General features: G+C 50.4%; 22 protein-coding genes. 13 read left to right on the top strand and 9 right to left on the bottom strand.

The features are described from left to right. Window positions 1-14: 14 nt before the first annotated feature. The 6 genes from RAHAQ2_RS16575 to RAHAQ2_RS16550 all read right to left on the bottom strand — a co-directional run bounded on the left by RAHAQ2_RS16575 (window position 15) and on the right by RAHAQ2_RS16550 (window position 6,543). Window positions 15-347, bottom strand: a complete 333-nt coding sequence (locus RAHAQ2_RS16575) for a cytochrome o ubiquinol oxidase subunit IV (protein WP_013576648.1) — start codon at window positions 345-347, stop codon at window positions 15-17. Then, the gene (locus RAHAQ2_RS16570) at window positions 347-961 is read right to left on the bottom strand and encodes a cytochrome o ubiquinol oxidase subunit III (RefSeq protein WP_013576647.1); all 615 of its coding nucleotides are present in this window, start codon (window positions 959-961) and stop codon (window positions 347-349) included. The genes RAHAQ2_RS16575 and RAHAQ2_RS16570 overlap by 1 nt, the downstream gene beginning before the upstream one ends. Beyond that, window positions 951-2,942, bottom strand: coding sequence for a cytochrome o ubiquinol oxidase subunit I (gene cyoB / locus RAHAQ2_RS16565; protein ID WP_013576646.1), 1,992 nt, complete (start codon window positions 2,940-2,942; stop codon window positions 951-953). Before cyoB ends, RAHAQ2_RS16570 begins: the two co-directional genes overlap by 11 nt. Before the next feature lie 3 nt (window positions 2,943-2,945). After that, entirely contained in the window at window positions 2,946-3,905 is a 960-nt protein-coding gene (cyoA, locus tag RAHAQ2_RS16560; protein ID WP_015698326.1) for a cytochrome o ubiquinol oxidase subunit II, read from the bottom strand. A gap of 432 nt (window positions 3,906-4,337) precedes the next feature. Next, window positions 4,338-5,816: a muropeptide MFS transporter AmpG gene (gene ampG / locus RAHAQ2_RS16555; RefSeq protein WP_015698325.1), complete on the bottom strand. Its 1,479-nt coding sequence runs from the start codon at window positions 5,814-5,816 to the stop codon at window positions 4,338-4,340. Between the two features lie 148 nt (window positions 5,817-5,964). Continuing rightward, window positions 5,965-6,543: a lipoprotein gene (locus tag RAHAQ2_RS16550; protein ID WP_015698324.1), complete on the bottom strand. Its 579-nt coding sequence runs from the start codon at window positions 6,541-6,543 to the stop codon at window positions 5,965-5,967. 328 nt (window positions 6,544-6,871) lie between these two features. Between RAHAQ2_RS16550 and bolA the strand changes: the two genes are divergently transcribed. From bolA to RAHAQ2_RS16505, 9 genes are all read left to right on the top strand, one after another. Continuing rightward, window positions 6,872-7,186: a transcriptional regulator BolA gene (gene bolA, locus RAHAQ2_RS16545; protein ID WP_015698323.1), complete on the top strand. Its 315-nt coding sequence runs from the start codon at window positions 6,872-6,874 to the stop codon at window positions 7,184-7,186. Window positions 7,187-7,618: 432 nt separating this feature from the next. Then, entirely contained in the window at window positions 7,619-8,923 is a 1,305-nt protein-coding gene (gene tig / locus RAHAQ2_RS16540; protein WP_013576641.1) for a trigger factor, read from the top strand. Window positions 8,924-9,339: 416 nt separating this feature from the next. Then, window positions 9,340-9,963 (top strand): ATP-dependent Clp endopeptidase proteolytic subunit ClpP, encoded by a 624-nt coding sequence (gene clpP / locus RAHAQ2_RS16535; RefSeq protein ID WP_013576640.1) that lies wholly within the window; start codon window positions 9,340-9,342, stop codon window positions 9,961-9,963. Between the two features lie 205 nt (window positions 9,964-10,168). Continuing rightward, entirely contained in the window at window positions 10,169-11,443 is a 1,275-nt protein-coding gene (gene clpX / locus RAHAQ2_RS16530; RefSeq protein ID WP_013576639.1) for an ATP-dependent protease ATP-binding subunit ClpX, read from the top strand. Between the two features lie 191 nt (window positions 11,444-11,634). Continuing rightward, on the top strand, window positions 11,635-13,989 hold the full coding sequence (lon, locus tag RAHAQ2_RS16525) for an endopeptidase La (protein WP_015698322.1): 2,355 nt from the start codon (window positions 11,635-11,637) through the stop codon (window positions 13,987-13,989). Window positions 13,990-14,205: 216 nt separating this feature from the next. Next, a complete protein-coding gene (gene hupB / locus RAHAQ2_RS16520) occupies window positions 14,206-14,481 on the top strand; it encodes a nucleoid-associated protein HU-beta (protein WP_013576637.1) in 276 nt (91 codons plus the stop codon). Between the two features lie 165 nt (window positions 14,482-14,646). Next, window positions 14,647-16,527, top strand: coding sequence for a peptidylprolyl isomerase (ppiD, locus tag RAHAQ2_RS16515; RefSeq protein ID WP_015698321.1), 1,881 nt, complete (start codon window positions 14,647-14,649; stop codon window positions 16,525-16,527). 139 nt (window positions 16,528-16,666) lie between these two features. Further along, a complete protein-coding gene (locus RAHAQ2_RS16510) occupies window positions 16,667-17,050 on the top strand; it encodes a ComEA family DNA-binding protein (protein WP_015698320.1) in 384 nt (127 codons plus the stop codon). 118 nt (window positions 17,051-17,168) lie between these two features. Beyond that, on the top strand, window positions 17,169-17,570 hold the full coding sequence (locus tag RAHAQ2_RS16505; RefSeq protein ID WP_015698319.1) for a YbgC/FadM family acyl-CoA thioesterase: 402 nt from the start codon (window positions 17,169-17,171) through the stop codon (window positions 17,568-17,570). 104 nt (window positions 17,571-17,674) lie between these two features. Here the strand turns inward: RAHAQ2_RS16505 and queC are convergent, their stop codons facing one another. Together queC and RAHAQ2_RS16495 are read right to left on the bottom strand one after the other, a co-directional pair. Then, window positions 17,675-18,373, bottom strand: coding sequence for a 7-cyano-7-deazaguanine synthase QueC (queC, locus tag RAHAQ2_RS16500; protein WP_015698318.1), 699 nt, complete (start codon window positions 18,371-18,373; stop codon window positions 17,675-17,677). A 109-nt stretch (window positions 18,374-18,482) separates the two neighbouring features. After that, window positions 18,483-20,195, bottom strand: a complete 1,713-nt coding sequence (locus RAHAQ2_RS16495) for an SgrR family transcriptional regulator (RefSeq protein ID WP_015698317.1) — start codon at window positions 20,193-20,195, stop codon at window positions 18,483-18,485. Between the two features lie 192 nt (window positions 20,196-20,387). Here RAHAQ2_RS16495 and cof point away from each other — a divergent pair, with 192 nt between their 5' ends. Then, complete coding sequence (cof, locus tag RAHAQ2_RS16490) at window positions 20,388-21,209, top strand: HMP-PP phosphatase (RefSeq protein ID WP_015698316.1); 822 nt, start codon at window positions 20,388-20,390, stop codon at window positions 21,207-21,209. 172 nt (window positions 21,210-21,381) lie between these two features. On the opposite strand, the gene RAHAQ2_RS16485 is transcribed toward cof, so the two are convergent. Next, window positions 21,382-22,425: a PLP-dependent cysteine synthase family protein gene (locus tag RAHAQ2_RS16485; RefSeq protein ID WP_015698315.1), complete on the bottom strand. Its 1,044-nt coding sequence runs from the start codon at window positions 22,423-22,425 to the stop codon at window positions 21,382-21,384. Between the two features lie 120 nt (window positions 22,426-22,545). Between RAHAQ2_RS16485 and RAHAQ2_RS16480 the strand changes: the two genes are divergently transcribed. The 3 genes from RAHAQ2_RS16480 to RAHAQ2_RS16470 all read left to right on the top strand — a co-directional run bounded on the left by RAHAQ2_RS16480 (window position 22,546) and on the right by RAHAQ2_RS16470 (window position 26,702). Next, window positions 22,546-23,001 (top strand): Lrp/AsnC family transcriptional regulator, encoded by a 456-nt coding sequence (locus RAHAQ2_RS16480; RefSeq protein ID WP_015698314.1) that lies wholly within the window; start codon window positions 22,546-22,548, stop codon window positions 22,999-23,001. A 136-nt stretch (window positions 23,002-23,137) separates the two neighbouring features. Continuing rightward, window positions 23,138-24,910: a SmdA family multidrug ABC transporter permease/ATP-binding protein gene (locus RAHAQ2_RS16475; RefSeq protein WP_015698313.1), complete on the top strand. Its 1,773-nt coding sequence runs from the start codon at window positions 23,138-23,140 to the stop codon at window positions 24,908-24,910. Beyond that, entirely contained in the window at window positions 24,903-26,702 is a 1,800-nt protein-coding gene (locus RAHAQ2_RS16470; protein WP_015698312.1) for a SmdB family multidrug efflux ABC transporter permease/ATP-binding protein, read from the top strand. The genes RAHAQ2_RS16475 and RAHAQ2_RS16470 overlap by 8 nt, the downstream gene beginning before the upstream one ends. The last annotated feature ends 48 nt before the right edge of the window (window positions 26,703-26,750 follow it).

Here is a 26,750-nt window from a genome sequence, read left to right as displayed (position 1 = left end):
TGCAGCTCGGCTCTTTAACTGACCATCATATTGAGGTTGAGGTTATACATAATCCACAATGAGCCCACAACGACGATAAAGATAATCACAGCGGTGAACAGAAGTGCCACCAGGTTCCAGCGCTCTTCCGACGACGTATTCATGTGCAGGAAGAACACCAAATGGACAACGATCTGGATGATTGCGGAAGCAACCACGGTACCCAGGATCAGTGAATGTGATGCCGTGTCGGTCATGACCATGGCAAACGGGATCACCGTCAGGATAACCGACAAGATGAAGCCAATAGCGTATGACTTCAGGCTGCCGTGGCTTGCGCCACCATGGGAAGTAGCAGAATGACTCATTACATTGCTCCCATCAGATAAACAACGGTAAACACGCAGATCCACACCACGTCCAGGAAGTGCCAGAACAGGCTCAGACACATCAGACGAGTTTTGTTGACTTCAGTCAGACCGCGACGTGAAACCTGAACCATCATGGTCAGGATCCAAATCAGACCACAGGTCACGTGCAGACCGTGGGTGGCGACCAGGGCAAAGAAGCCAGACAGGAAACCACTGCGTTGCGGGCCATAGCCTTCAGCAATCAGGTGATGGAATTCATAGAGTTCCATCCCGATGAAGCCTAAACCGAACAGGAAAGTCAGGAACAACCAGCCGTTAACAGCCGCTTTGTTGCCTTTGTTCATGCCCAGCATCGCAAAGCCGTAAGTGATACTACTGAACAGCAGGCAGAAGGTTTCTACCAGCACGAACGGCAGTTCAAAAATGTCTTTACCAGAGGGACCGCCAGCGGTCCCGTTGACCAGTACTGCATACGTCGCGAACAGGCTCGCAAACAAAATGCAGTCACTCATCAGGTAGATCCAGAAGCCGAAGACTTTGGTTGCACCTGCATCGTGGTGCCCATGCTCAGCATGGGCCTCATCGTGGTGAGTCAGAGTATCAGTTGCCATGTTTCACACCTGCTTTACGGATTTGTTCATAATGTTGGTTTTCAATACGTTCCACTTCTTCAACTGGCACGTAGTAATCAACATCTTCGTCGAAGCTTTTCGCAATCCAGGTTGCTGCCAGGGCAATAAAGCTCACTGCCGCCAGCCACCAGATATCCCAGATTAACGCGAAACCACAAACCAGACTCAGCATAGCGATGATGAAACCGGCGCCGCTGTTACGTGGCATATGAATCGGTTCATATTTTGCAGGCTGCTTGTAAGCGGTGCCTTTCTCTTTCATATCCCAGAACTCATCACGGTCGTGAATTTGCGGCACGATAGCGAAGTTGTAGAACGGAGGAGGAGAAGAGGTTGACCACTCCAGAGTACGTGCGCCCCATGGGTCACCGGTCAGATCACGGTTCTGGTCGCGGTCGCGAACGGAAACGAAGATCATGATCAGCTGGCAGAGGATACCGCAGGCAATCAGTGCAGCACCGCATGCCGCAACAACCAGCAGCGGGTGGAACTCAGGATCGATATTCTGGCTGACACGACGGGTCATCCCCATGAAGCCCAGCACGTACAGTGGCATGAATGCAACGAAGAAGCCGATGATCCAGAACCAGAATGAACGCACACCCCATTTTTCGTTCAGCGTGAAGCCGAAGGATTTAGGGAACCAGTAAGTCAGACCTGCGAAGCAACCGAAGACCACACCACCGATGATTACGTTGTGGAAGTGGGCAATCAGGAACAGACTGTTGTGCAGCACGAAGTCAGCACCCGGCACCGCCAGCAGAACGCCGGTCATCCCACCCACAGAGAAGGTGATGATGAAGCCAACAGTCCACAACATCGCTGCGTTCAGCGTGATACGGCCCTGATACATGGTGAACAGCCAGTTGAAGATTTTTACCCCGGTCGGGATAGAAATGATCATCGTCATGATGCCGAAGAAGGCATTGACGTTAGCGCCTGAACCCATGGTGAAGAAGTGGTGCAGCCAAACGATGAACGACAACACGGTGATGGCGATGGTTGCCCATACCAGCGAGGTGTAACCGAACAGACGTTTTTTGGAGAAAGTTGCGGTAACTTCTGAGAACACACCGAATACTGGCAGAACCAAAATGTACACTTCCGGATGGCCCCAGGCCCAAATCAGGTTGATGTACATCATCATGTTGCCGCCCATATCATTCGTGAAGAAATGGGTGCCCAGATAACGGTCTAAAGTCAGCAGTGCAACTGTCACGGTCAGAATCGGGAAGGACACGATAATCAACACGTTGGTGCACAGTGCGGCCCAGGTAAATACCGGCATTTTCATCAGCGGCATACCGGGTGCGCGCATCTTCAGGATGGTCGCAAAGAAGTTAACACCGGTCAGCAAGGTACCGACACCGGATATCTGGAGACTCCAGATCCAGTAATCTACCCCGACCCCCGGACTGTATTCCTTACCTGACAGTGGCGGATAGGCTAACCAGCCGGTCTGCGCGAACTCACCCACACCCAGAGAGATGTTGATCAGTACAACAGCAGCGGCGGTAAACCAGAAGCTCACGTTATTCAGGAACGGGAACGCAACGTCGCGCGCACCGATTTGCAAAGGAACAACCACGTTCATCAGACCGATTACGAAAGGCATCGCCATGAAGAAGATCATGATCACGCCGTGCGCGGTGAAGATTTGGTCGTAGTGATGAGGAGGCAGGAAGCCCGGTTCACCTGCAGAAGCAAGAACCTGCTGGCTACGCATCATGATGGCATCGGCAAAGCCACGCAACAGCATGACGAAGGCCAGAATGATATACATGATACCTAATTTTTTGTGGTCGACGGAGGTCAGCCACTCGGTCCACAGATACTTCCACTTACCGAAATAGGTGATGCCGGCAACTACTGCCAGGCCACCGATAATAATCGCGGCAACTGTGACCATGATAATCGGTTCATGATACGGAACCGAATCAAGCGTTAATTTTCCGAACATCGTTTATTCCTCGGCTCCGGCTGCGTGAGACTGTCCACCCATATCCATGCCTTTCATGTCAGCGCCTGCAGGCATTGGCATGGTGTGACCTTCCGGCGCTGCCTTCATGTCATGCATGGAGTATTTGCCAATGATTTCTTTAAACAAACCCGGTTTTGCAACAGAGAAATATTCGACCGGGTTGTCGATGCTCTGTACAGCCAGTTTGTTGAAGTCATCAGTCGTAGCCAGCTGGTTCGGTGCACTTTTCACTTTCGCCACCCAGGTGTCGAAATCGGCACGGGTTGGAGTCGCAATTGTGTTGAACTTCATACCTGAGAAGCCGCGGCCGCTGAAGCTTGCTGAAATGCCTTTATACGTACCCGCTTCATTTGCAATCAAATGCAGCTGAGTTTGCATACCGGCCATCGCATAAATCTGCCCGCCTAACTGAGGAATGAAGAACGAGTTCATGACAGAGTCTGAAGTGACTTTGAACTGAACAGGCACATCTTTAGGAATAACCAGTTCGTTAACGGTCGCGATGCCCTGCTCTGGGTAAATGAATAACCATTTCCAGTCCAGAGACACGACTTCAACCGTCATCGGTTTTTGGTCAGTCACGATTGGCTTGAACGGATCAAGCGAGTGGGTGGTTTTCCAGGTAATCGTTGCCAGGATGGCAATGATTATAATTGGAACTGTCCAGACGACGGCTTCAATTTTGTTGGAGTGGGACCAATCAGGACTGTATTTTGCTTTTGTGTTGGAAGCGCGATACTTCCAGGCAAAGGCAAACGCCATGATAATAACTGGTATAACAACGATCAGCATTAAACCGATAGCGGTTAAAATCAGCGTTCTCTGCTCAAGTCCAATTGCTCCCTTGGGATCCATCAATGCCGTATTGCAACCGCTCAACATTACCGCGGAGGCAAATAAGGACAACATCCCAATACTTTTATTGTATTTCTTAAGTCTCATCTAACGACCTCAATAACTAGGGCTCTATTGTCGCTTCAGGTGTGCGGGCATTTTACGGGAAGGTTGCAGGACTGTAAACACGCTTAAACAAGTGTCAAAGCGCTGTTGACACTTTATGTTAACGCAGTCACACATGTCACGGAACGTGACAATTTACAGGGGGCAACAATATGTTGCGTATAGATTTTTTTCTATAGTGATGAAAAACAAGGAGTGACAGATTTTGACATTATAATTGTCGTGCGGTATCTGATCAGTAGGTTTAATTAATGTTAAATTAATGTAGATGACAGGTGAAATAAAATGCACGAAAAGCACAAAAGAAAATTATCCCAGCAAATATTATTTTTTCTGGATTTAATTTATTGCGTCATATTTATAGATCATTTGTTAAATGAAACGCGCCATTCATTTGAAATGAATGGCGGTAAATCAGGAACGTGCAGTCCGGCGCAGCGATAAAAAGTCGAGCAGACTGCCCAAAATAACGCCAGTCAGGCAAATAACTGCGCCCGCTTCTAACAGAGGTGTCGCCAGACTTTGCCATGATGCCCAGCCAACACTGTCGATAATCAGTGTGATCAGCCAGAGTACCAATAACAAGCTGCCCGTCAGCATGCAACGTAACGCCCAGCGATACGGGGTGGCGAAGTGAATGCGCGGCAGAAAGTTGTCGGTTTTTTGAGTGTATTCGAGGGTCTGCCGGCAAACCGCCAGCAGCAGCAAGCCGGGTACAGCCGCCACAATAGAGAAAAGGTAAAACCACGGCCAGCCGTAAGCTTCCACGAACCATCCGGCAATCGGCCCGACATACACACGGCCTACGGCAGACAATGCTGAAAGTAGCGCAAACTGGGTGGCTGAGAATGAACGATTACACAACGTCATCAGCAATGCCACGAATGCCGCCGTCCCCATCCCGCCGCACAAATTTTCAAAGAAAATCGCCGCGCCCATAGTGGTTAAATCTTTATTAGTAATGGCGAGGATCCAGTAACCGGCGTTAGAAACAGCCTGCAAAATCCCGAACAACATCAGTGCGCGGAACAAGCTCAGACGCTGCATTAACATTCCACCCAACAATGCGCCGATGATGGTTGCCATCAGCCCGAGCGTTTTATTTACCAGCCCGACCTCCCCGGCATCAAAACCGACACCACGGATCAAAAATGTTGTACTCAGGCTCCCCGCAAAAGCATCGCCCATTTTATACATGACGATGAGCAGTAAAATCAGCCAGGCATTGTTGCGGCCAAAAAAATCTTTCAGCGGCGCGACGACGGCCATCTCCATGGTGCGTGGTGCCGGTTGCGAGTTTTCAGGCTCCGGCGACAGCAGGGTAGCGAGAACGCCGATCAGCATCAGACCTGCCATCAGCCAGTACATATGCTGCCAGCCGAGATACCGGTCAGCCAGCCATAATGCCAGTCCGCCGGAGACCAGCATCGCCAGCCGGTAACCCAGCACCGATACGGCGGCGCCATTTCCGCGTTCTTCCGGTGGCAGCAAATCGGTTTTATACGCGTCGAAAACAATGTCCTGCGACGCCGAGGCGAAGGCGATCAGTACGGCCAGCGCGGCGAGCCAGAATAAATCTTTTGAGGGATCCATAAACCCCATTGCAAAAATTGCCGCGACCAGCAGCAACTGCGTCAGTATCAGCCATCCTCGTCTGCGCCCGAGAAAAGAGGGGGTGTAGCGGTCCATCATTGGCGACCACAAGAATTTGAACACATAGGCCTGACCCACCAGCGAAAAAATACCGATGGTTTTCAGGTCGACATTTTCGACCGTCATCCACGCCTGCAACGTGCCCGATGTCAACGCCAGGGGTAACCCGGAAGCGAAACCCAGAAGCAGTAAAATGACCGTATTGCGCTGCGTGAAAATTTTAAAGTACTGACTGATCATGAAAATTGTGTTCCTGCGAACCGTTGAGAAAGTGGCGCATATGCATAATAAAGGAAGGGATACAGATCGGGAAAGCGAATCGCTGGCTTTAAAAAGCATTCTGCCCGGACGAGCCGGGCAGAATTCTACACGCTGATTTCAGATGAACTTAACGGGCGTTCGCTTTAATGAAGTCGCTGATGCTGGTGTCTGACGCCATGTCACTGATGACATCGCCCAGCGTGGTGTTAACCGCGTTGGTGATTTTTGCGTTAGTCGCAGACAGTGCGCCCTGAACGTTATACGTCGAGCGGTAGTTTTTCACCTGCTTGCTGCCGTTTTTCGCTGTTGCGATGATGGAAATGTCGGCTTTGGTGGTGATGTTATAACGCAGGTTGCCTTCCTGAACATCTGCATACAGGTTGTTCACCACAATTTGCAGATCAACGGCGCCGTCAGCACCTACCATGTAACCCCGTGCGGTCATTTGTTTCTCCAGCGATTCCTGTAACAGGAAGCGCAGATCGCGTGACGGTGTCAGGGAAATCAGCTGACCATCGCGGTTCACTTTTGCCAGTGCCTGATCCTGACGCTGGTCAGCACCGTTAATGCTGATAGTGATGCCCTGAAGCGTTGGATCTTGTGAAGGCAGAACAATTTTCGGTGAAACGTTCAGCGTGTTAGTGCTGGTGGCGCAACCGGCCAGCATCAACAGTGCCAGAACAGGGAAAATAATTTTCTTTAGCATGTGTATTTTCTCAATATTAATAAGGGAATAGTGCTCAAAAATTTGCCGACATCATAACATTGCCATTTGCCGGGGGAAGTCCCAACAATCCGGAAAAGCGTATTTTTCGCGTTTTTTTTCAGCAAAGTCGCAGTAAAGCAGCGGGCTGCTGACGCTATCCGTAGCGAAGCGGCACTTTCTTTGACAGACTGAGCGGCATTTTTATCAATTCGCGGCAGAAATTTATTGTTCCGGCATGCGTAGAATCTGGAAAGCCGCCTATCATTATAAAGAGATAGGTGTACCAGACAGGCGCAGTTCTCTGCTGATGCGGTGTAAGGAGATTGCTATGATTCGTGAGCAAATAGAAGCAAAATTAGTTGAAGCATTCGAACCTGCGTTTCTGGAAGTCACTGACGAAAGCTATCGTCATAATGTCCCGGCAGGCTCCGAGAGCCATTTTAAAGTGATCATGGTGTCGGATAAGTTTATAGGGGAGCGTTTCCTGGCGCGTCATCGTGCAATCTATGGGAAGTTAACCGAGGAACTCGCTGGCAGCGTGCATGCGCTGGCGTTGCACACGTATACCCTGAAAGAATGGGAAGGCTTACAGGATACAGTGCCGGCTTCACCGCCGTGTCGCGGCGCGGGCACAATGGCCTGACAGCCGCGATCTGATTCACAAAAGGCATAAATATCGGCGTTTGACACGGTAACACTGGAACTTTCCTTGTCAGATGCGGTATTAGTAGATGCGAATTTCGAGAAACGGCCTGCGGGCCGTTTTTGTTTTTCTTCTGACGGACTGACGGCAAGAGGTTTATGCCTCTGAATGGCTGCATTTTTCGAAGGATCGAGTCCCGTGTGAGTTTCCCTCCCGCGCAACAGAGACCGTCCTCGACTCAATGCGTATGCGCCGCTATAATGTCGCGTCTAATTTTTCCGGAATGGTTTCGGACGCTCTCGAATACAGGGCTACGTTCTGATACAGAACTGTCCCGGTTCTTAGAAGTCGTTTTCAAGGTAAGTTTGCGCTCATCTTGAGAACGACTTCTGGAGTTGACCGAGCACTGTGATTTTTTTTTGAGGTAACAAGATGCAAGTTTCTGTTGAAACCACTCAAGGCCTTGGGCGCCGCGTAACGATTACTGTTCCTGCTGAAAGCATTGAAAAAGCAGTGAGCAGTGAACTGATCAACGTCTCTAAAAAAGTACGTATTGACGGCTTCCGTAAAGGCAAAGTACCAAGCCACATCATCGAACAGCGTTACGGCGCGTCAGTACGTCAGGACGTACTGGGTGATCTGATGCAACGCAATTTCGTTGATGCGATCATCAAAGAAAAAATCAATCCAGCTGGCGCACCTAACTACATCCCGGGTGAGTACAAGCAGGGTGAAGACTTCAACTTCTCCGTAGAATTTGAAGTGTACCCGGAAGTTGAGCTGAAAGATCTGGAAAACATCGAAGTTGAAAAACCGGTTGTTGAAGTTAACGACGCTGATGTTGATACCATGCTGGAAACTCTGCGTAAGCAACAAGCGGACTGGAAAGAAACGGATGCTGCTGCCACTGCTGAAGACCGCGTGACTGTTGATTTCTCCGGTTCCATCGACGGTGAAGAATTCGAAGGCGGCAAAGCTTCTGATTTCGTACTGGCTATGGGCCAGGGCCGCATGATCCCAGGCTTCGAAGACGGTCTGGTCGGTCACAAAGCCGGTGAAGAATTCACCATCGACGTGAACTTCCCGGAAGATTACCACGCTGAAAATCTGAAAGGTAAAGCGGCTAAGTTTGCGATTACTTTGAAGAAAGTCGAAGAACGTGAGTTGCCAGAACTGACACCAGAATTCATCAAACGTTTCGGCGTGGCTGATGGTTCTGTCGAAGGTCTGCGTGCTGAAGTGCGTAAAAACATGGAACGCGAGCTGAAAGGTGCTGTTCGTAACCGCATCAAAACCCAGGCAATCGACGGTCTGGTCAGCGCTAACGAAATCGACGTGCCATCTGCACTGATCGACGGCGAAGTAGACGTTCTGCGTCGTCAGGCTGCACAACGTTTTGGCGGCAACGAAAAACAAGCGCTGGAACTGCCACGTGAATTGTTTGAAGAGCAAGCTAAACGTCGCGTAGTGGTGGGTTTGTTGCTGGGCGAAGTTATCAGCCAGCACGAACTGAAAGCTGACGAAGATCGCGTTAAAGCGCTGATCGAAGAAATGGCATCTGCGTACGAAGATCCACAGGAAGTTGTTGAGTTCTACAGCAAAAACAAAGAGCTGATGAACAACATGCGTAACGTCGCGCTGGAAGAACAAGCGGTCGAAACTCTGTTGTCTAAAGCCAAAGTGACTGAAAAAGCCACTACCTTTACTGAGCTGATGAACCAGACTCAACCTGCATAATTTTAATGCACGTTGCTGAACCTGTTTACAGGTTTGCTTCCAAAGCCCGCGGTTTATACTGCGGGCTTTTTATTTCCTGAAAATCAGGGATTTTTTGTTTTTGACTGTTGTTTTTGCACTATATTTATCAATATAAGGCACAGCCCACGTAGAAAACGTTGACTGACACCCTCAGGATGGCTTTTGAGTGGCTCAGGGGGGGCGTCAAAAAAAGAAATATCCCGGCAGGCTTGAAAAGGGGGGCAATTCCCCCAATTGATAAGAACTAACCCAGGTAAATTTGTAGTTAAAATCTGACTGATAAACACCGTCAGGCGTGTAAATGGCGACTTGGCCGCTTGAGCATAGTCATGTGTGCTTATCTCAAGTAGAATCGATTTTAAATTGCGCCAAACAGAATCTATTAGGAGACGGTTATGTCATACAGTGGTGAAAGAGAGCAATTTGCACCAAACATGGCGTTGGTACCCATGGTGGTTGAGCAAACTTCACGGGGCGAGCGTTCTTACGACATCTTCTCCCGTCTGCTTAAGGAACGTATCATCTTCCTGACCGGTCAGGTTGAAGACCATATGGCTAACCTGATTGTTGCCCAAATGCTGTTCCTGGAAGCAGAAAGTCCGGAAAAAGACATTTATCTGTATATTAACTCACCAGGCGGCGTGATCACTGCCGGTATGTCGATTTATGACACCATGCAGTTCATCAAACCGGATGTCAGCACGATTTGTATGGGACAAGCCTGTTCAATGGGCGCATTCCTGTTGACTGCAGGTGCAGAAGGCAAACGTTTCTGCCTGCCAAACTCACGAGTGATGATCCACCAGCCGCTGGGCGGTTTCCAGGGCCAGGCGACGGATATCGAGATCCACGCTAAAGAAATCCTGAAAGTGAAATCTCGTATGAATGAGTTGATGGCGAAACATACGGGCAAATCTCTTGAAGAAATAGAGCGTGACACTGAGCGTGATCGTTTCCTGTCCGCCGATGAGGCTGTACAGTACGGGTTAGTAGACTCCGTATTTACCCATCGCGCCTGACGGCTTATTTCTGCCGGGCTGATGGTCTATAGTTATACTCATACGGACGTCTCAAAGGCAGAGCTTGAGTTAATGAAGCTCTGCCTACAATGAGTCATAACAGGAATGAACAGACATCAGCCAATCATGCGGCTGTTGTGTAATATAGTCGTGTCGTGGTGTTATTGTTACGCTGCGGGACTGATACCAGAGAAGAGGTTTACTGATGACAGATAAGCGCAAAGACGGTTCAGGAAAGCTGCTGTACTGCTCTTTTTGCGGCAAAAGCCAGCATGAAGTTCGTAAGCTGATTGCCGGGCCGTCAGTGTATATCTGCGATGAATGTGTCGACTTATGTAATGACATTATTCGCGAAGAGATCAAAGAAGTCGCGCCACACCGTGAACGCAGTGCATTACCGACGCCGCATGAAATCCGTCAGCACCTTGACGATTATGTTATCGGCCAGGAACCTGCGAAAAAAGTGCTGGCAGTGGCGGTCTACAACCACTACAAGCGCCTGCGTAATGGCGATACCAGCAACGGCATCGAATTAGGTAAGAGCAATATCCTGCTGATCGGGCCGACCGGTAGCGGCAAAACGCTGCTGGCTGAAACCCTGGCGCGTTTCCTGGATGTGCCATTTACCATGGCCGATGCTACCACGCTGACCGAAGCCGGTTATGTGGGTGAAGACGTCGAAAATATCATCCAGAAACTGCTGCAGAAATGTGATTACGACGTACAGAAAGCGCAACGCGGTATCGTTTATATTGATGAAATCGATAAGATTTCCCGCAAGTCGGATAATCCATCGATCACGCGTGACGTGTCCGGTGAAGGTGTCCAGCAGGCACTGCTGAAACTGATTGAAGGCACCGTAGCTGCCGTTCCACCGCAAGGTGGACGTAAACATCCGCAGCAGGAATTCTTGCAGGTTGATACCTCAAAAATCTTGTTTATCTGTGGCGGTGCTTTTGCCGGCCTGGATAAAGTGATTGGACAGCGTATCAATACGAATACCGGTATCGGTTTCGGTGCCGAAGTGAAAGGCAAAGAGCAGAAGGCGACTGAAGGTCAGTTACTGGCTCAGGCAGAACCTGAAGATTTGATCAAGTTTGGTCTGATCCCAGAGTTCATTGGTCGTCTGCCAGTGGTGGCGACCCTGAGTGAGCTGAATGAAGAAGCCCTGATTCAAATTCTGAAAGAACCGAAAAATGCCCTGACTAAGCAATATCAGGCATTATTCAATCTGGAAGGCGTTGAACTGGAGTTCCGGGATGAAGCGCTGACGGCGATCGCGAAAAAAGCCATGATCCGTAAAACCGGTGCCCGTGGGCTGCGTTCCATCGTAGAAGCCGCATTGCTGGATACTATGTATGATTTGCCGTCTCTCGAAGATGTCGAGAAAGTGGTCATTGATGAATCCGTGATTGCGGGTCAGTCAGAACCTCTGATGATTTATGGCAAACCAGAAGCACAACAAGCATCTGGCGAATAATTAGCCAATCTATCCAGGGAGTTAGCCACGAAATGGGGGATTTTGTCCCCCATTTTTTTTTCGCACATTCTTATCGTTGAATGTCGGACATTCATCCCCATATACTCAGTTAACGACTTGCTGAAACCCGTCTGACTCGTGTTTCACGAGATTTCCTTAACCTGGCGGAAGCTAAACTAAGAGAGAGCTCTATGAACCCTGAGCGTTCTGAACGCATAGAAATCCCCGTATTGCCTCTGCGCGATGTGGTGGTTTATCCGCACATGGTGATCCCGTTGTTTGTTGGCAGGGAAAAATCGATTCGATGCCTTGAAGCCGCGATGGATCACGACAAAAAAATCATGCTGGTGGCACAGAAAGAAGCCTCAACAGATGAGCCGGGCGTTAATGATCTCTTCTCCGTGGGTACGGTTGCCTCAATATTACAAATGCTGAAGCTCCCGGACGGCACGGTCAAAGTGCTGGTGGAAGGGTTACAACGCGCGCGTATTACGACACTTTCTGACAGTGGCGAGCATTTTGCTGCCCAGGCGGAATATCTGGAATCTCCGGCCGTGGATGAACGCGAGCAGGAAGTTTTGGTGCGTACTGCGATTAATCAGTTTGAAGGCTATATCAAGCTGAATAAAAAGATCCCGCCGGAAGTGCTGACTTCGCTGAACAGCATTGAAGATGCTGCACGTCTGGCTGACACCATCGCTGCACATATGCCATTGAAACTCGCTGACAAACAATCCGTGCTGGAAATGTTTGATATCACTGAGCGTCTGGAATATCTGATGGCGATGATGGAATCGGAAATCGACCTGTTGCAGGTTGAGAAACGCATTCGAAATCGTGTCAAAAAACAGATGGAAAAAAGCCAGCGCGAGTACTATCTGAATGAGCAAATGAAAGCCATTCAGAAAGAACTGGGTGAAATGGATGACACGCCTGACGAGCACGAGGCGCTGAAGCGTAAAATCGAAGCGGCCAAAATGCCGAAAGATGCGCGTGAAAAAACCGAAGCTGAGCTGCAAAAACTGAAAATGATGTCGCCGATGTCCGCCGAAGCCACAGTGGTCCGTGGTTATATCGACTGGATGCTTCAGGTGCCATGGAATGCCCGCAGCAAAGTTAAAAAAGACCTGCTCAAAGCACAGGAAGTTCTGGATACCGACCATTATGGTCTGGAGCGTGTCAAAGATCGCATTCTGGAATACCTCGCCGTGCAGAGTCGTGTCAGCAAAATTAAAGGACCGATCCTGTGTCTGGTCGGGCCTCCGGGTGTGGGTAAAACCTCACTGGGTCAGTCAATCGCACGCGCAACTGGCCGTCAGTATGTGCGAATGGCGCTGGGTGGCGTACGTGATGAAGCGGAAATTCGCGGTCATCGTCGTACCTACATCGGTTCCATGCCGGGCAAACTGATCCAAAAAATGGCTAAAGTGGGGGTTAAAAACCCGCTGTTCCTGCTTGATGAAATCGACAAGATGTCATCGGATATGCGCGGCGATCCGGCTTCTGCTCTGCTGGAAGTATTGGATCCGGAACAGAACGTGGCGTTCAACGATCACTATCTGGAAGTCGATTACGACCTGTCAGATGTGATGTTTGTGGCGACTTCGAACTCGATGAACATCCCGGCTCCGTTGCTGGACCGTATGGAAGTGATCCGTCTTTCCGGCTATACCGAAGACGAAAAGCTCAACATTGCCAAACAGCACCTGTTGCCGAAGCAGCTTGAGCGTAACGCGCTTAAGAAGAACGAACTGACTGTGGATGACAGCGCAATCATCGGCATTATCCGTTTCTATACCCGTGAAGCAGGTGTACGTAGTCTGGAACGTGAGTTGTCGAAACTGTGCCGTAAAGCGGTTAAGCAATTGCTGATGGATAAAAACATCAAGCACATTGAAATCAACGGTGACAACCTGAAAGATTTCCTCGGTGTGCAGAAGGTCGACTATGGCCGTGCTGATACCGAAAACCGTGTCGGCCAGGTCACTGGTCTGGCGTGGACCGAAGTGGGCGGCGAATTGCTGACCATCGAAACGGCCTGCGTACCGGGCAAAGGTAAGCTGACGTATACCGGTTCTCTGGGGGAAGTCATGCAGGAATCCATTCAGGCTGCACTGACGGTTGTCCGTTCACGCGCAGACAAACTGGGTATCAACCCTGACTTCTACGAAAAACGTGATATTCACGTTCACGTACCAGAAGGGGCAACGCCGAAAGATGGTCCGAGTGCCGGTATTGCCATGTGTACCGCGCTGGTGTCTTGTCTGACGGGTAACCCGGTTCGCGCGGATGTTGCGATGACCGGTGAGATTACGTTGCGTGGTCTGGTTCTGCCTATCGGTGGTCTGAAAGAAAAGCTGCTGGCGGCCCATCGTGGTGGCATCAAAGTGGTTCTGATCCCAGACGACAACAAACGTGATCTGGAAGAAATTCCGGCAAACGTGCTGGCAGATCTTGAGATCCACCCGGTAAAACGCATTGATGATGTTCTGAACATCGCACTGCAAAATCCGGCTTACGGCGCATTGCCGGTTGCAGCAAAATAGTGACTTCAGCTTACACAGTTGAATAAAACTCAGGCTGGCAGGTGAAATCTCACTTGCCAGCTTTTTTTTGTGCCGTTAACTTAGTCAACGGTCAAAGGGTTTCAGGCTGCTTTCAGTCGCTTGCATCGCTCTGACAAGATTGATATAACAGCAGCGCGGTCACGTCCGTAGGGAAAATGCGCCGTGATGAACGAATTTTAAGAGGGGATGATAAGAGTGAATAAGTCACAATTGATCGACAAAATTGCTGCCGGCGCTGATATTTCTAAAGCCGCAGCGGGACGTGTTTTAGATGCTGTTCTTGCATCTGTCACTGACACCCTGAAAGCTGGGGATGAAGTAGCTCTGGTAGGTTTTGGTACTTTCTCCGTGCGTGAACGTTCAGCACGTACTGGTCGTAACCCACAGACCGGTAAAGAAATCAGCATTGCAGCCGCTAAAGTACCTGGCTTCCGTGCAGGTAAAGCGCTGAAAGATGCCGTTAACGGTTAATTACCTGCAGACTGACGTCGAAACTGTGTGAGGTGCATCACTGATGCTTTTTCATTCAGGTCTGGTTGTTAAACAATAACCTGACGTCATCGGGCTGGTAAGGTAAGATACAAGGCGCATCGAAAACGGTGCGCTTTTTTTATTACAGCGGAGTGTTGCCACACTATGATGGACAATTTACGCGCGGCCGCCAATCACGTCGTGCTCAAAATCATTCTGGCCCTGATTATACTGTCCTTTATTTTGACAGGGGTGGGCAACTACCTGATCGGCGGTTCAGGCGACTATGCAGCGAAAGTGAATGGTCAGGAAATAGGACGTGCTCAGCTGGAACAGGCAGTGCAAAACCAGCGTAGCCGTTTGCAACAGCAGCTTGGAGATCAATTCTCTGCGCTCGCGGGTAGCGACGGTTATATGCAGCAATTACGCCAGGAATCCCTGAGCAACCTGATCGATGTCACTTTGCTGGATCAGTATTCCAAAAAATTAGGCATTACCGTCAGCGATCAGCAGATCAAAGACGCGATTTTTGCGACCCCACAATTCCAGACTGATGGCCGTTTCGACAACACTAAATATCTGCAAAGCATTCAGGGGATGGGATACACCGCAGACAATTTTGCACAGTTGATGAAACAACAGTTAATCAGTCAGCAACTTGAACAGGCCTATGGCCAGTCCGATTTTGTTCTGCCCGTGGAAAGCAAATCGTTAGGTGAGCTGATCCTTCAGAGCCGTGATGTACAGACTGCCACATTGGATACCGATGCGCTGGCAGCTAAACAGCAGGTTACTGACGCTGAATTGCAGGCATTCTACGACCAGAATAAAAACAATTTCCTCTCGCCTGAACAGGTGAAAGTCAGCTACATCGAAATGGATGCAGCCGCCATGCAGGGGAAAACTAACGTGACGGATGCGGATATCAGCGCCTATTACGACCAGCATAAAAGCGAATTTGGTCAGCCTGAACGTCGTCGTTACAGCGTCATCGTCCTGAAATCTCAGGCCGATGCTGACGCAGTGGCTGCCGAGCTGAAGAAAGGCGCTGATTTCGTGGAACTGGCTAAGACTAAATCGACCGATGCGCTGAGTGCCAGGCAGGGGGGCGATCTGGGCTGGATGGAGCCAGAAACCACGTTACCAGAATTTAAAAATGCCAATCTGACCACCAAAGGTCAGGTTTCCGGTGTGATTAAATCTGACAGCGGTTTCTTCATTCTTCGCCTTGATGACGTGACGCCTGAGCAGGTCAAACCGTTAGCTGAAGTTCGCAACACGATTTCCGACAAGCTCAAACAAGAGAAATCACTGGATGCTTACTACGCGCTGCAACAGAAAGTCAGCGAAGCGGCAACCAATGACAACGAATCTCTGGCTTCTGCTGAAGATGTTGCCGGTACGAAAGCGATTCACACTGACTGGTTCACTCAGAATCAAATCCCGGCCGGTATCAATTTCAAACCCGTCGTACAGGCGATTTTTGACGGCGGTCTGATTGGTCAGGACGGTTCCCCAGGCAGTAACTCAGACATTATTACCGTTGATGGTGATCGCGCCTTTGTCGTTCGCGTGGATGCACACAAAGCTGAAGGGGTTAAACCTTTCGCTGAAGTGAAAGATCAGGTGACGACGCTGGTCAAACGACAGAAAGCACAGGATCAGGCGCGTGTGGATGGTGAGAAATTGCTGACTGCGTTGAAAGAGGGCAAAGGCGATGATGCCATGAAAGCTGCTGGCCTCACATTTGGCTCTGTTCAGAAAGTACAACGCAGCCAACAGCCTTCTGCATTCGAAGAGAACGTCTATGCACTGCCTCATCCTCAGAAAGACAAACCGGTTTATGGTCTGACTCAGGACGATAAAGGCAACAGCGTACTGGTCAAACTGAATGCTGTGACGCCAGGTTCCATTCCTGCCGCCGATGCAGCACGTTTCAATCAGGAAATGCAACAGACTTCCTCGAACGTAGCCTTTGATTCGCTGCTGACCAACCTGCGCCAGGAAGCGAAAATCAAATACGGTTCTGCTGCACAAAACCAGTAAACGCCGCAAAGTTTTGTAACGCGTTGCAACAAACAAAAGGCCGCTTCCGCGGCCTTTTCCATATTTGAAAGTTGCCCATTGTCCGCATTTTCTGCCTGATGCACTCTCTCCGTGCTGTCAAACACATGGAGGATACAGCATGAAAAAATTAGGCATTACCTCACTTTCGTTAGCTCTGGCACTGGGACTTTCCACTCTACCGGTAATGTTGCAGGCCGCGCCTAATGCGACCAGCAGCGTGGCGACCACAACGGCGGCGCCAGCGGCGGCACCCAGTAAAGTCACTGGCCCGCAAGTGAAAAAGGAGCAGGTGGCAGTAGCCGGTGAAAGTACTGTAAGCATTAACACGGCGACGGCGGAAGAGTTTGCCAGCGTGATGAATGGCGTCGGTATGAAAAAGGCGCAAGCCATTATCAGTTACCGCGAAGAACTGGGGCAATTTACGGATATTGAGCAACTGCGGGAAGTTCCGGGGATTGGCGCAGCATTGTTTGAGCGTAACAAGGACCGTCTGAAATTGTGACGGATGTCGCGGCGGCGATCCCTTGACGGTTGCCGCCGTTTTCTTCTGCTAATCTCTAAAGACATCTGACCAGTTTGGTCGTATACCTTAGACGACGATCAGGAGTTTTTTAACGATTATGCATACGTTCATTAAAGTTCGCGGTTTCCACATCGACGTTTATCAGCACGTTAATAATGCGCGTTATCTGGAGTTTCTTGAAAGCGCGCGCTGGGAGTGGCTCGACAATCAGTCAGGTTTCCAGTGGATGAGCCAGAACAAGATTGCTTTCATTGTGGTAAATATCAACATCAATTACCGAAAACCGGCCGTACTGGGTGATGTTCTGCGCATAGACAGTAGTTTGCAGCAACTGAACGGGCGTAGCGGTGTGCTCGAACAGGTTGTGACCTGCGAAGGTGATGTGGTAGCGGATGCAACGCTGACGTTCGTATGTATCGATTTGCGCACGCAAAAAGCGCTGCCGCTGGAAGGGGAATTGCTCGAGCGGTTACGTGAACTGGAACTTGAAAACGATTAATCAATCCCACTACAGAATAACGTTGTCGTGAAAATAATATGCAAACGGGCGGCTTATAAGCCGCCCGTTAACCAACCAGTCACTGCAGTCTCACCACCGTGATATTAGCGCAGCCCGGTTTTTTGCTTCATGTTGCCCATCACGCCCGCTTTATCCTGCTGGTACTGTTGCAAACCATTGGCGCGCAAATGGCACGCTGCACATTCGCCGCAGCCATCACCGGCAATGCCGTTATAACAGGTTAGCGTTTTATGGCGAACCCGATCCAGTTGCTGATAATAATCGGCCAGCGCCCAGGTTTCGGCTTTATTGAGCCACATCAAAGGGGTTTCGAAGCGAATATCACGTGCCAGACCCAGCGAGACGGCGGTGTTCAGCGCCTTAACGAATTCGTCGCGACAATCCGGATAACCGGAGAAGTCAGTTTCACACACGCCGGTGATCACTGCTTCTGCCTGGATCTGATAGGCATAAATAGCCGCCAGTGTCAGAAACAGAATATTACGGCCGGGAACGAACGTACTCGGCAGGCCGCCGTTGCTTTCATCGCCAAAACTAGGCACCGGAATGTTATCGCGGGTCAGGCTGCTGACGGCCAGTTCGTTTAACAAACCGACATCCAGCAGTTTGTGGGCACGCGCGCCCAGTTCTACAGACAGTTTTTGTGCAATCTCGATTTCTGCACGATGACGCTGACCATAATCGAAAGTGACGCAGTGGACTTCGTCATATTGCTTCAGAGCCTGAATCAGACAGGTTGTTGAGTCTTGTCCGCCGCTAAAAACCACCACTGCTCTTTTCATTATGATTACCTGTTGTTAAAACCATTATCTAAAATTTACTGCGTATCGGGCAGTAAAATTGCCCTAATGTTACTTTCCTTTACCTTCAGAGTGTAGTGAAACAGCTCCTTCAGGCATTTTCCGTTGGCAGAGGCGGAGGAACCCATGCCTGACAAAAATCGAACCAGCCCCATGCCGTGAGTTGCACACCACTGATGCGCGGAGGCGCGCTGACCTGATACTGATAGTTAAACAATGGCGTGACGATGGCAGATTGCATCCACTGAAATAAATGATCGCGCAGTTCGTCCGAGCGATGGTTTTCCAGCGGAATTTGCTGAATGGTGGTCAGGCGCTGTTGCTGGCGGGCATAATCTTCTTCTCGCAGGATCCCCGGCCAGAGCGGATCTTGCTGTAACCAGTTCTCCAGCGAGGCGTTGGGAGATTCACCAATCAGGCGATCGCCGAGAAGCAGATCGGCAGAGCCCAGCAGCGTATCATCTTCCCAAAGTCGCCCGGCATGATACTCAACTTGCAGTGCACAACCTTCTTCTGCCAGTTTTTCTTTTAGTGCCTGCGCCACCAGCTCAAATTCAACCGGTGGGTGAAACAGTAATGTCAGCTTCTCCGGCAGTGGAACATCCGTATCGTCATGCAAAGGGATTGGCCAGCCCGGTAACATTTCCTTGCTGGACTTCACCAGATCATGATCAATAGGTAAATTATCCAGCATGCCGCTGCGCTGGATCAGACGGACAATTTTACGCGCCTGAGCCTCATTCAACACGCCACGTTTCAGATTGGCAGCGATGTAGCAAAATCCCAGGCTGGTGCTGCGTCTGACGGGTTTAACCCGCGATAGTTCATCCTGTTCACCCAGAATGATCCGGACAGGGTGCTGGCAACTGACATTATTTTTTTGCGCAAACAGTTGCGGCGTGATCCAAAATTCAATAGCCGCCAGGTAAGGATGCTGTAAGGCGTACAACGTATGTTGCTCCAGCCTGATAAGTTCGGGCGAAAAGGTGGTCAGGCGGAAAGGACCGGCGCCGATATGCGGATTATCAGGGTGCGATAACAGGCAGTTAAGGTCGGCAAACCGGTGCGCCAGCCAGTAATCGGGTTTATCGAGATCAAACTGCAGGCACAGGGCGTGCGGCTGAGAGATTATGCTCACGGATGCCAGATTATGTTTACCGCGCGGCGAATTTCTCAGTTGTTCAAAGCGCATCATTAATTGCGCTGTTTTAAGCGGTTCTCCGTTATGCCAGAACAACTGACTGCGCAGGAAAAACTGCCAGGTTTTACCGTTGTTACTGATTTGCCAGTGATGGGACAGATCGGGTTGGGGAGTTGAATTTCCCGGAATAAAACGCGTCAGTCCCGCATGAATGGTATGCGCAAGATGTTGCTCCGCGCGGCCGGTCAGCGTCAGCGGATCCAAAGGCTGGAGAGGGCGGTAATAAGGTATACGCAGCGTGGGCGCATCCTCCTGCCATTGCCCGCCCAAATGCGGTGCCAGCAATGCATTGAGATGGCTCGGATCCAACTGGCTGAGTTGCAGCGCGGCCGAGTGCTCACCATTTTTAAGCAGTTCCTGCAGATAAGCTCCCCGCAAATCCTCGGGCGCCTTCAGGCAGCAAAGTGATGCACGCTTTCCGCGACCTGCTTGCGATTGCCAGTCAATCCAGCCTGCATCCTGAAAGTGTGTCAGCAGCGTACGGGTATGCCGTTCACTGCAACAGAAAATGTCAGCCAGTTCTGCCACGGTAAATTGAACCGGACATTGGCCGGTCTTCAGGTATAAACGTTGAAACTGATTAAGCCGGTTTTGCAGGCGCACAATAAATACGGAACCTTATTTTTCAGATTAACTTATCTGTTCAGCATATCGCACTTATGGCGCACTGGCTTGCAGTGAAGAATCAAAGTGTGCGTTAAAACCGGAACAGTATTTACAAACTGTTCACTATTAGTTCCGCAAATCGCAGTCCATACTTTGGGTGTGAAAACTATTCCCTTTCTGAGAGAAAATATGTTCCGTTTAGCTGCATTTGATATGGATGGCACACTGCTTTTACCTGATCACACGCTGGGCGAAAAAACGCTGGCGACGTTACGACAGCTGGCTGAAAAGCCAATGAAATTGACGTTTGCGACTGGCCGTCATTATCTCGAAATGAAAGATATTCTGGCGAATATCGGGCTGGAAGGTTTTCTGATCACCGGAAATGGCACGCGAATTCATGACTTGTCCGGGCACCGGTTGCATGCCAGTGACTTGTCCGAGGATTGTGCGCATGAGCTTTTACACACGCAATGGGATACACCGGCCAGCCTGCATGTATTCCGCGATGACGGTTGGTTTACAGCGCTGGACGATCCGGATTTGCTGATCCCGCATCAGTTCAGCGGCTTCCGCTACCAGTTACAGGATCTGCGTTTATTGCCTGATGCCGGTAACAGCAAAGTTTGTTTCTGCGCACCGCATGAAACCCTGCTGGCGCTGGTTCCGCAACTGAAAGCGCATTTCGGCCCGCGTCTTGACCTGTGCTTTTCAGCGGCAGATTGTCTGGATGTGCAGCCTGCGGGGAGTAATAAAGGCAGCGCCCTGGCGCTTCTTACTGCCGGTCTGGGTATCGGTATGTCTGAATGCATGGCATTCGGCGATGCTATGAATGATAAAGAAATGCTGGAAAGTGTCGGGATGGGGCTGATTATGGGCAACGCATTACCGGTGCTGAAAGAACAAGCTTCTCATTTACAAATCATCGGACATTGCCGTAATCAGGCTGTGTCTCACTTTTTGCAACACTGGCTGCACACTCCACACCTCACCTATTCCCCCGAATATTAAGGTATTGCAGCAAGCCGGGTTCACTTTAACTGTCCCGGCTTTTTTTCCGTCATACTTCAAGCTGCAGATGCGTTGGCTGCGTTTGCTCACCCGAATCACTTACTAATGTAAGCTCATCGGGATTCACAAATTTGCCGCCTGCCTGCAACTCGAATTATTTTGGAAAAAAATATTAGTTAAGACCTTCCAGTTGTGCAGCGTAAACGGAAATATCCCCGATATTCTTCGCTACCCAGTTGTCATCAAAGTAGGTATTCAGATAACGTTCGCCGCTGTCGCAAAGCAGGGTAACGATGGAGCCGGTTTCGCCTTTCTCGCGCATTTGCTTTGCCAGTTGTAATGCACCCCACATATTGGTTCCTGTCGAGCCGCCGACTTTTCTCCCCAGTACCAGCTCAAGCCAGCGGACGGTAGCAATACTTGCGGCATCAGGGACTTGTATCATGCTGTCAATGACGTCGGGAATAAATGAGGGTTCGGCCCGCGGGCGGCCAATGCCTTCAATACGGCTGCTACATTGTGCGGTAACCCTGGCATCACGTTGCTGATAGTAATCATAAAAGACAGAGTTTTCGGGATCCACCACAACCAGTTCGGTATCGTGCCCCTGATAGCGGATATAGCGGCCGAGCGTTGCGGACGTTCCGCCGGTGCCAGCACTCATCACCAGATAACGCGGCACCGGATGCGGTTCGCGGGACATCTGACGAAAGATACTGTCTGCAATGTTGTTGTTCCCGCGCCAGTCGGTGGCACGTTCTGCGTAGGTAAACTGATCCATATAATGGCCGTTCAGCTCTTTAGCAAGTAACTCTGAAGCAGCATAAATCTGACCTGAATTTTCGACAAAATGGCAACGACCGCCATAAAACTCAATTTGCTGAATTTTGCGCGGGGCTGTACAGGCAGGCATCACGGCAATAAAGGGCAGACCCAGCAGACGCGCGAAATAAGCTTCGGAGATGGCGGTACTGCCCGAAGATGCTTCAATAATCGGCGTATTTTCGCGGATCCAGCCGTTGCACAGTCCATATAAAAATAATGAGCGTGCCAGACGATGTTTCAGGCTGCCGGAAGGGTGCGTGCTCTCATCCTTGAGGTACAACGAAATTCCGGGGAGGTCGTGCAGCGCGAGACGAATTAAATGTGTGTCGGCTGAACGTTGATAATCGGCGTCGATTTCTTTAATGGCGTGAGTGACCCAGGAATTACGCATGTTGCAGGCTCGTCTACGTGTTGTGGTGATATAAAGAATAACGTAATCCCCAGAGAAATAAGTTACTCTTTAACCCATGAATCATGTGATTTGGAGAAATTTTTTCTCCCGGAGTGCGCTATGGTAGATAAAATTGATCTTGCGCTGTTATCGCTGTTACAAAAGGATTGCACCCTTTCTCTGAACGAACTGGCTGAGGCCGTCAATCTCACCACCACCCCCTGCTGGAAAAGAATAAAGCGTCTTGAAGATGACGGGATTATTTGTGGAAAAGTGGCATTGCTTGACGGTGAAAAACTGGGGCTGAGCCTGACGGCATTTGTGCTGATTAAGACTCAGCATCACAACAGCGAGTGGTATCAGCGATTTGTTCAGCAGGTCGAAGCGTTTCCCGAGGTGTTAGGTTTTTACCGGATGGCAGGCGAGTATGATTATTTGCTGCAGGTCCAGGTCTCCGATATGAAAAGCTACGATAACTTTTACAAGCGACTTGTGAATGGCATTCCAGGGCTGAACGATGTGACCTCAAGTTTTGCGATGGAGCGCATAAAATCGACCACTGCATTGCCGATTTAATGCAAAAGTTGCAGTAAAAAGTTTCATCAGAAACGCCTGTTAACTCTGGTATCCTTGTCGGCCTGAAGAGGAAATTGGTATTTCTGCCGCCGGTTTAACTCAATAAAATCATTATTATTTGTATGGAAAACGCTGCGTGAGATTGTTTGCACAATTAGGCTGGTACTTCCGACGCGAATGGCGCCGGTATCTGGGTGCCGTCGCCTTACTGATCATTATCGCCGTTCTGCAATTGCTGCCACCAAAACTGGTGGGTGTAATTATTGATGGGGTTACGTCAAAACAAATGTCTTACGGCGTGCTTTTTGCGTGGCTTGGCCTGATGCTGGGCACGGCTGTTGTGGTGTATTTGCTGCGTTATGTCTGGCGCGTGCTGCTGTTCGGCGCGTCTTATCAGCTTGCTGTTGAACTGCGACAGGATTTTTTCCGTCAACTGAGCCGTCAGCATCCCGCTTTTTATCTGCGTCATCGTACCGGTGATTTGATTGCCCGTGCCACTAATGACGTCGACCGCGTGGTGTTCGCTGCGGGAGAGGGCGTACTGACGCTGGTGGATTCTCTGGTCATGGGGCTGGCGGTACTCATCGTTATGGCCACTCAGATCAGCTGGGAACTGACGTTACTGTCGCTGGTGCCGATGCCGGTAATGGCCATCATCATCAAGCGCTATGGCGATCAACTGCATTCCCGCTTCAAAACCGCGCAGGCGGCGTTTTCCTCGCTTAACGATCAGGCGCAGGAAAGCCTGACCAGTATCCGTATGATCAAAGCTTTTGGCCTGGAGAATCATCAGTCATCGCAGTTTGCTGATGTAGCTGCGGATACCGGCGCAAAAAATATGCGTGTCGCGCGCGTCGATGCCCGCTTTGATCCGACCATCTATGTCTCTATCGGCATGGCGAACCTGCTGGCCATCGGCGGCGGAAGCTGGATGGTCGTCAACGGTCACCTGACACTTGGCGAACTCACCAGCTTTGTGATGTACCTTGGTCTGATGATCTGGCCGATGCTTGCACTCGCCTGGATGTTTAACATCGTTGAACGTGGCAGCGCCGCTTACAGTCGTATCCGCAGCCTGTTACAGGAAGCGCCGGCTGTTGTGGATGGCAAAACACCATTACCCGCAGGGCGCGCGGTACTGGCTGCTCAAATCACTAACTTCTATTATCCGGAAAATAACCATGCTGCTTTAACGTCCGTCGCTTTTTCCCTGCAACCGGGGCAAATGCTGGGGTTATGCGGTCCGACGGGTTCCGGCAAAAGTACGCTGCTCTCGCTCCTTCAGCGCCAGTTCGATGTCACTGACGGGGATGTGCGCTATCACGGATTATCCCTTAAAGAAATTCAGCTTGATGACTGGCGTGGCCGGCTGGCCGTGGTCAGCCAGACGCCTTTCCTGTTCTCAGACACTGTCGCGCAGAATATTGCGCTCGGACGGCCTGATGCCTCGCAGGAAGAGATTGAAGAAGCCGCCCGTCTCGCCAGCGTTCATGATGACATTCTGCGCTTACCTCAGGGATATGAAACTGAAGTGGGCGAGCGTGGTGTCATGCTCTCCGGTGGTCAGAAACAGCGTATTTCGATTGCGCGTGCATTGCTCCTCAAAGCCGAAATCCTGATCCTGGATGATGCTTTATCCGCCGTTGATGGCCGGACGGAGCACCAGATCCTGCACAATCTGCGCCAGTGGGGAAATGACCGCACGGTGATCATCAGTGCACATCGTCTTTCTGCACTGACCGAAGCCAGTGAAGTTCTGGTGTTCAGCCAGGGGAGTATTTCGCAACGTGGCAACCATGAGCAGCTTGCTGCTGAACCCGGCTGGTACCGTGATATGTTCCGTTATCAGCAATTAGAAGCCGCGCTGGATGATGTGCCGCAGGAAAAGGAGCCGGAACACCGTGGCTGAACAAAAAACAGTTAAAATTCAGAAGCTTTGGCCAACGCTAAAACGCCTGTTGAAATACGGGAAACCCTACAGCAAACCGCTGTCTTATGCGGTGCTGATGCTATGGATTGCAGCGGCTGCGGAAGTGACCGGCCCTATATTAATCAGCTTCTTTATCGATCACTACGTGGCTAAAGGCGAAATGCCATGGGGGAAGGTCAGTTTGCTCGCACTGAGTTTTATCTTCCTGCAATTTCTGGCAGCAAGTCTGCACTATTTTCAGGCACTGTTGTTCAACCGTGCTGCGGTGGGCGTCGTCCAGCGCCTGCGCACCGAAGTCATGGATGCGGCATTACGGCAACCTCTGAGCACATTTGATACCCAGCCAGTGGGGCAGCTGATTTCCCGGGTGACCAACGACACGGAAGTTATCCGTGATTTGTATGTGACCGTGGTGTCGACAGTTTTGCGCAGTATCGCCCTGATTGGCGCGATGCTGGTGGCAATGTTCAGCCTCGACTGGCGTCTGGCCTCGGTGGCGATTTGTATCTTCCCGGCCGTATTTGTTGTGATGGGGTTGTACCAGATTTACAGTACGCCGGTGGTGCGCAAGGTACGCGCTTATCTGGCAGATATTAATGATGGTTTCAATGAAGTCATCAACGGCATGAATGTGATTCAGCAGTTCCGCCAGCAGAAAAGGTTTGGTGAACGACTTGCCCGCGCCAGCCAGTCTCACTATCTGGCCCGCATGCAAACGCTGCGGCTGGAAGGATTCCTGTTGCGTCCTTTGCTCAGCTTATTCTCCTCGTTGATTTTATGCGGCCTGCTTATTCTTTTTGGATTCAGTGCAGAAGGTTCTGTGGGCGTCGGGGTTTTGTATGCTTTCATCAATTATCTCGGACGGCTCAACGAGCCTCTGATTGAACTGACCTCACAACAATCGATTATGCAGCAAGCAGTGGTCGCTGGTGAACGTATCTTTGATTTGATGGACCGCACCCAGCAGCAATACGGGCCGGATGACAAATTACTGACTAGCGGCGAGATTGATATCAAAGATGTCAGCTTTGCTTACCTTGCGGATAAATGGGTACTGGAAAATATTTCCCTGCATGTGCCTTCGCGTGGTTTTGTGGCGCTGGTCGGGCACACTGGCAGTGGCAAAAGTACGCTGGCGAATCTGCTGATGGGCTATTACCCGTTAAATAAAGGTGAGATCCGGGTTGACGGGCGTAACCTCGCTGACTTATCGCACACCAGCCTGCGCAAAGGCATTGCCATGGTTCAGCAGGACCCGGTCGTTCTGGCTGAATCCGTGTTCGCCAATGTGACGTTAGGCCGTGATATTGATGAAGCGCAAGTCTGGCATGCGCTGGATATTGTGCAACTCTCGCCGCTGGTGCGCGAAATGCCCGAGGGTATCAATACGCGTCTGGGAGAGCAGGGCAATAATCTTTCTGTCGGTCAGAAACAATTACTGGCGATGGCGCGCGTTTTGGTGCAAGCACCGGAAATTCTGATCCTTGACGAGGCAACGGCCAATATTGACTCCGGCACCGAGCAGGCTATTCAGCGCGCATTACGGGCTATCCGGGAGCAGACTACGCTCGTGGTTATTGCACACCGACTGTCGACGATTGTGGATGCCGATAATATTTTGGTATTGCACCGCGGACAAGCTGTAGATCAGGGTAATCACTTACAACTGCTGGCAGAAAAAGGCCGGTATTATCAGATGTATCAGTTGCAACTTGCCGGGCAGCAATTGGCTTCTGCGGAGCAGATTACACCTGCAACCGAAAACGCATAATCTTTGGGCTGGTGTCGTATCTCTGCGACACCAGCTTTCTGCTTTCTC

It is taken from the genome of Rahnella aquatilis CIP 78.65 = ATCC 33071 (assembly GCF_000241955.1).
Lineage (GTDB): Bacteria > Pseudomonadota > Gammaproteobacteria > Enterobacterales > Enterobacteriaceae > Rahnella > Rahnella aquatilis.
This window is presented reverse-complemented; position numbering and strand designations above follow the sequence as displayed.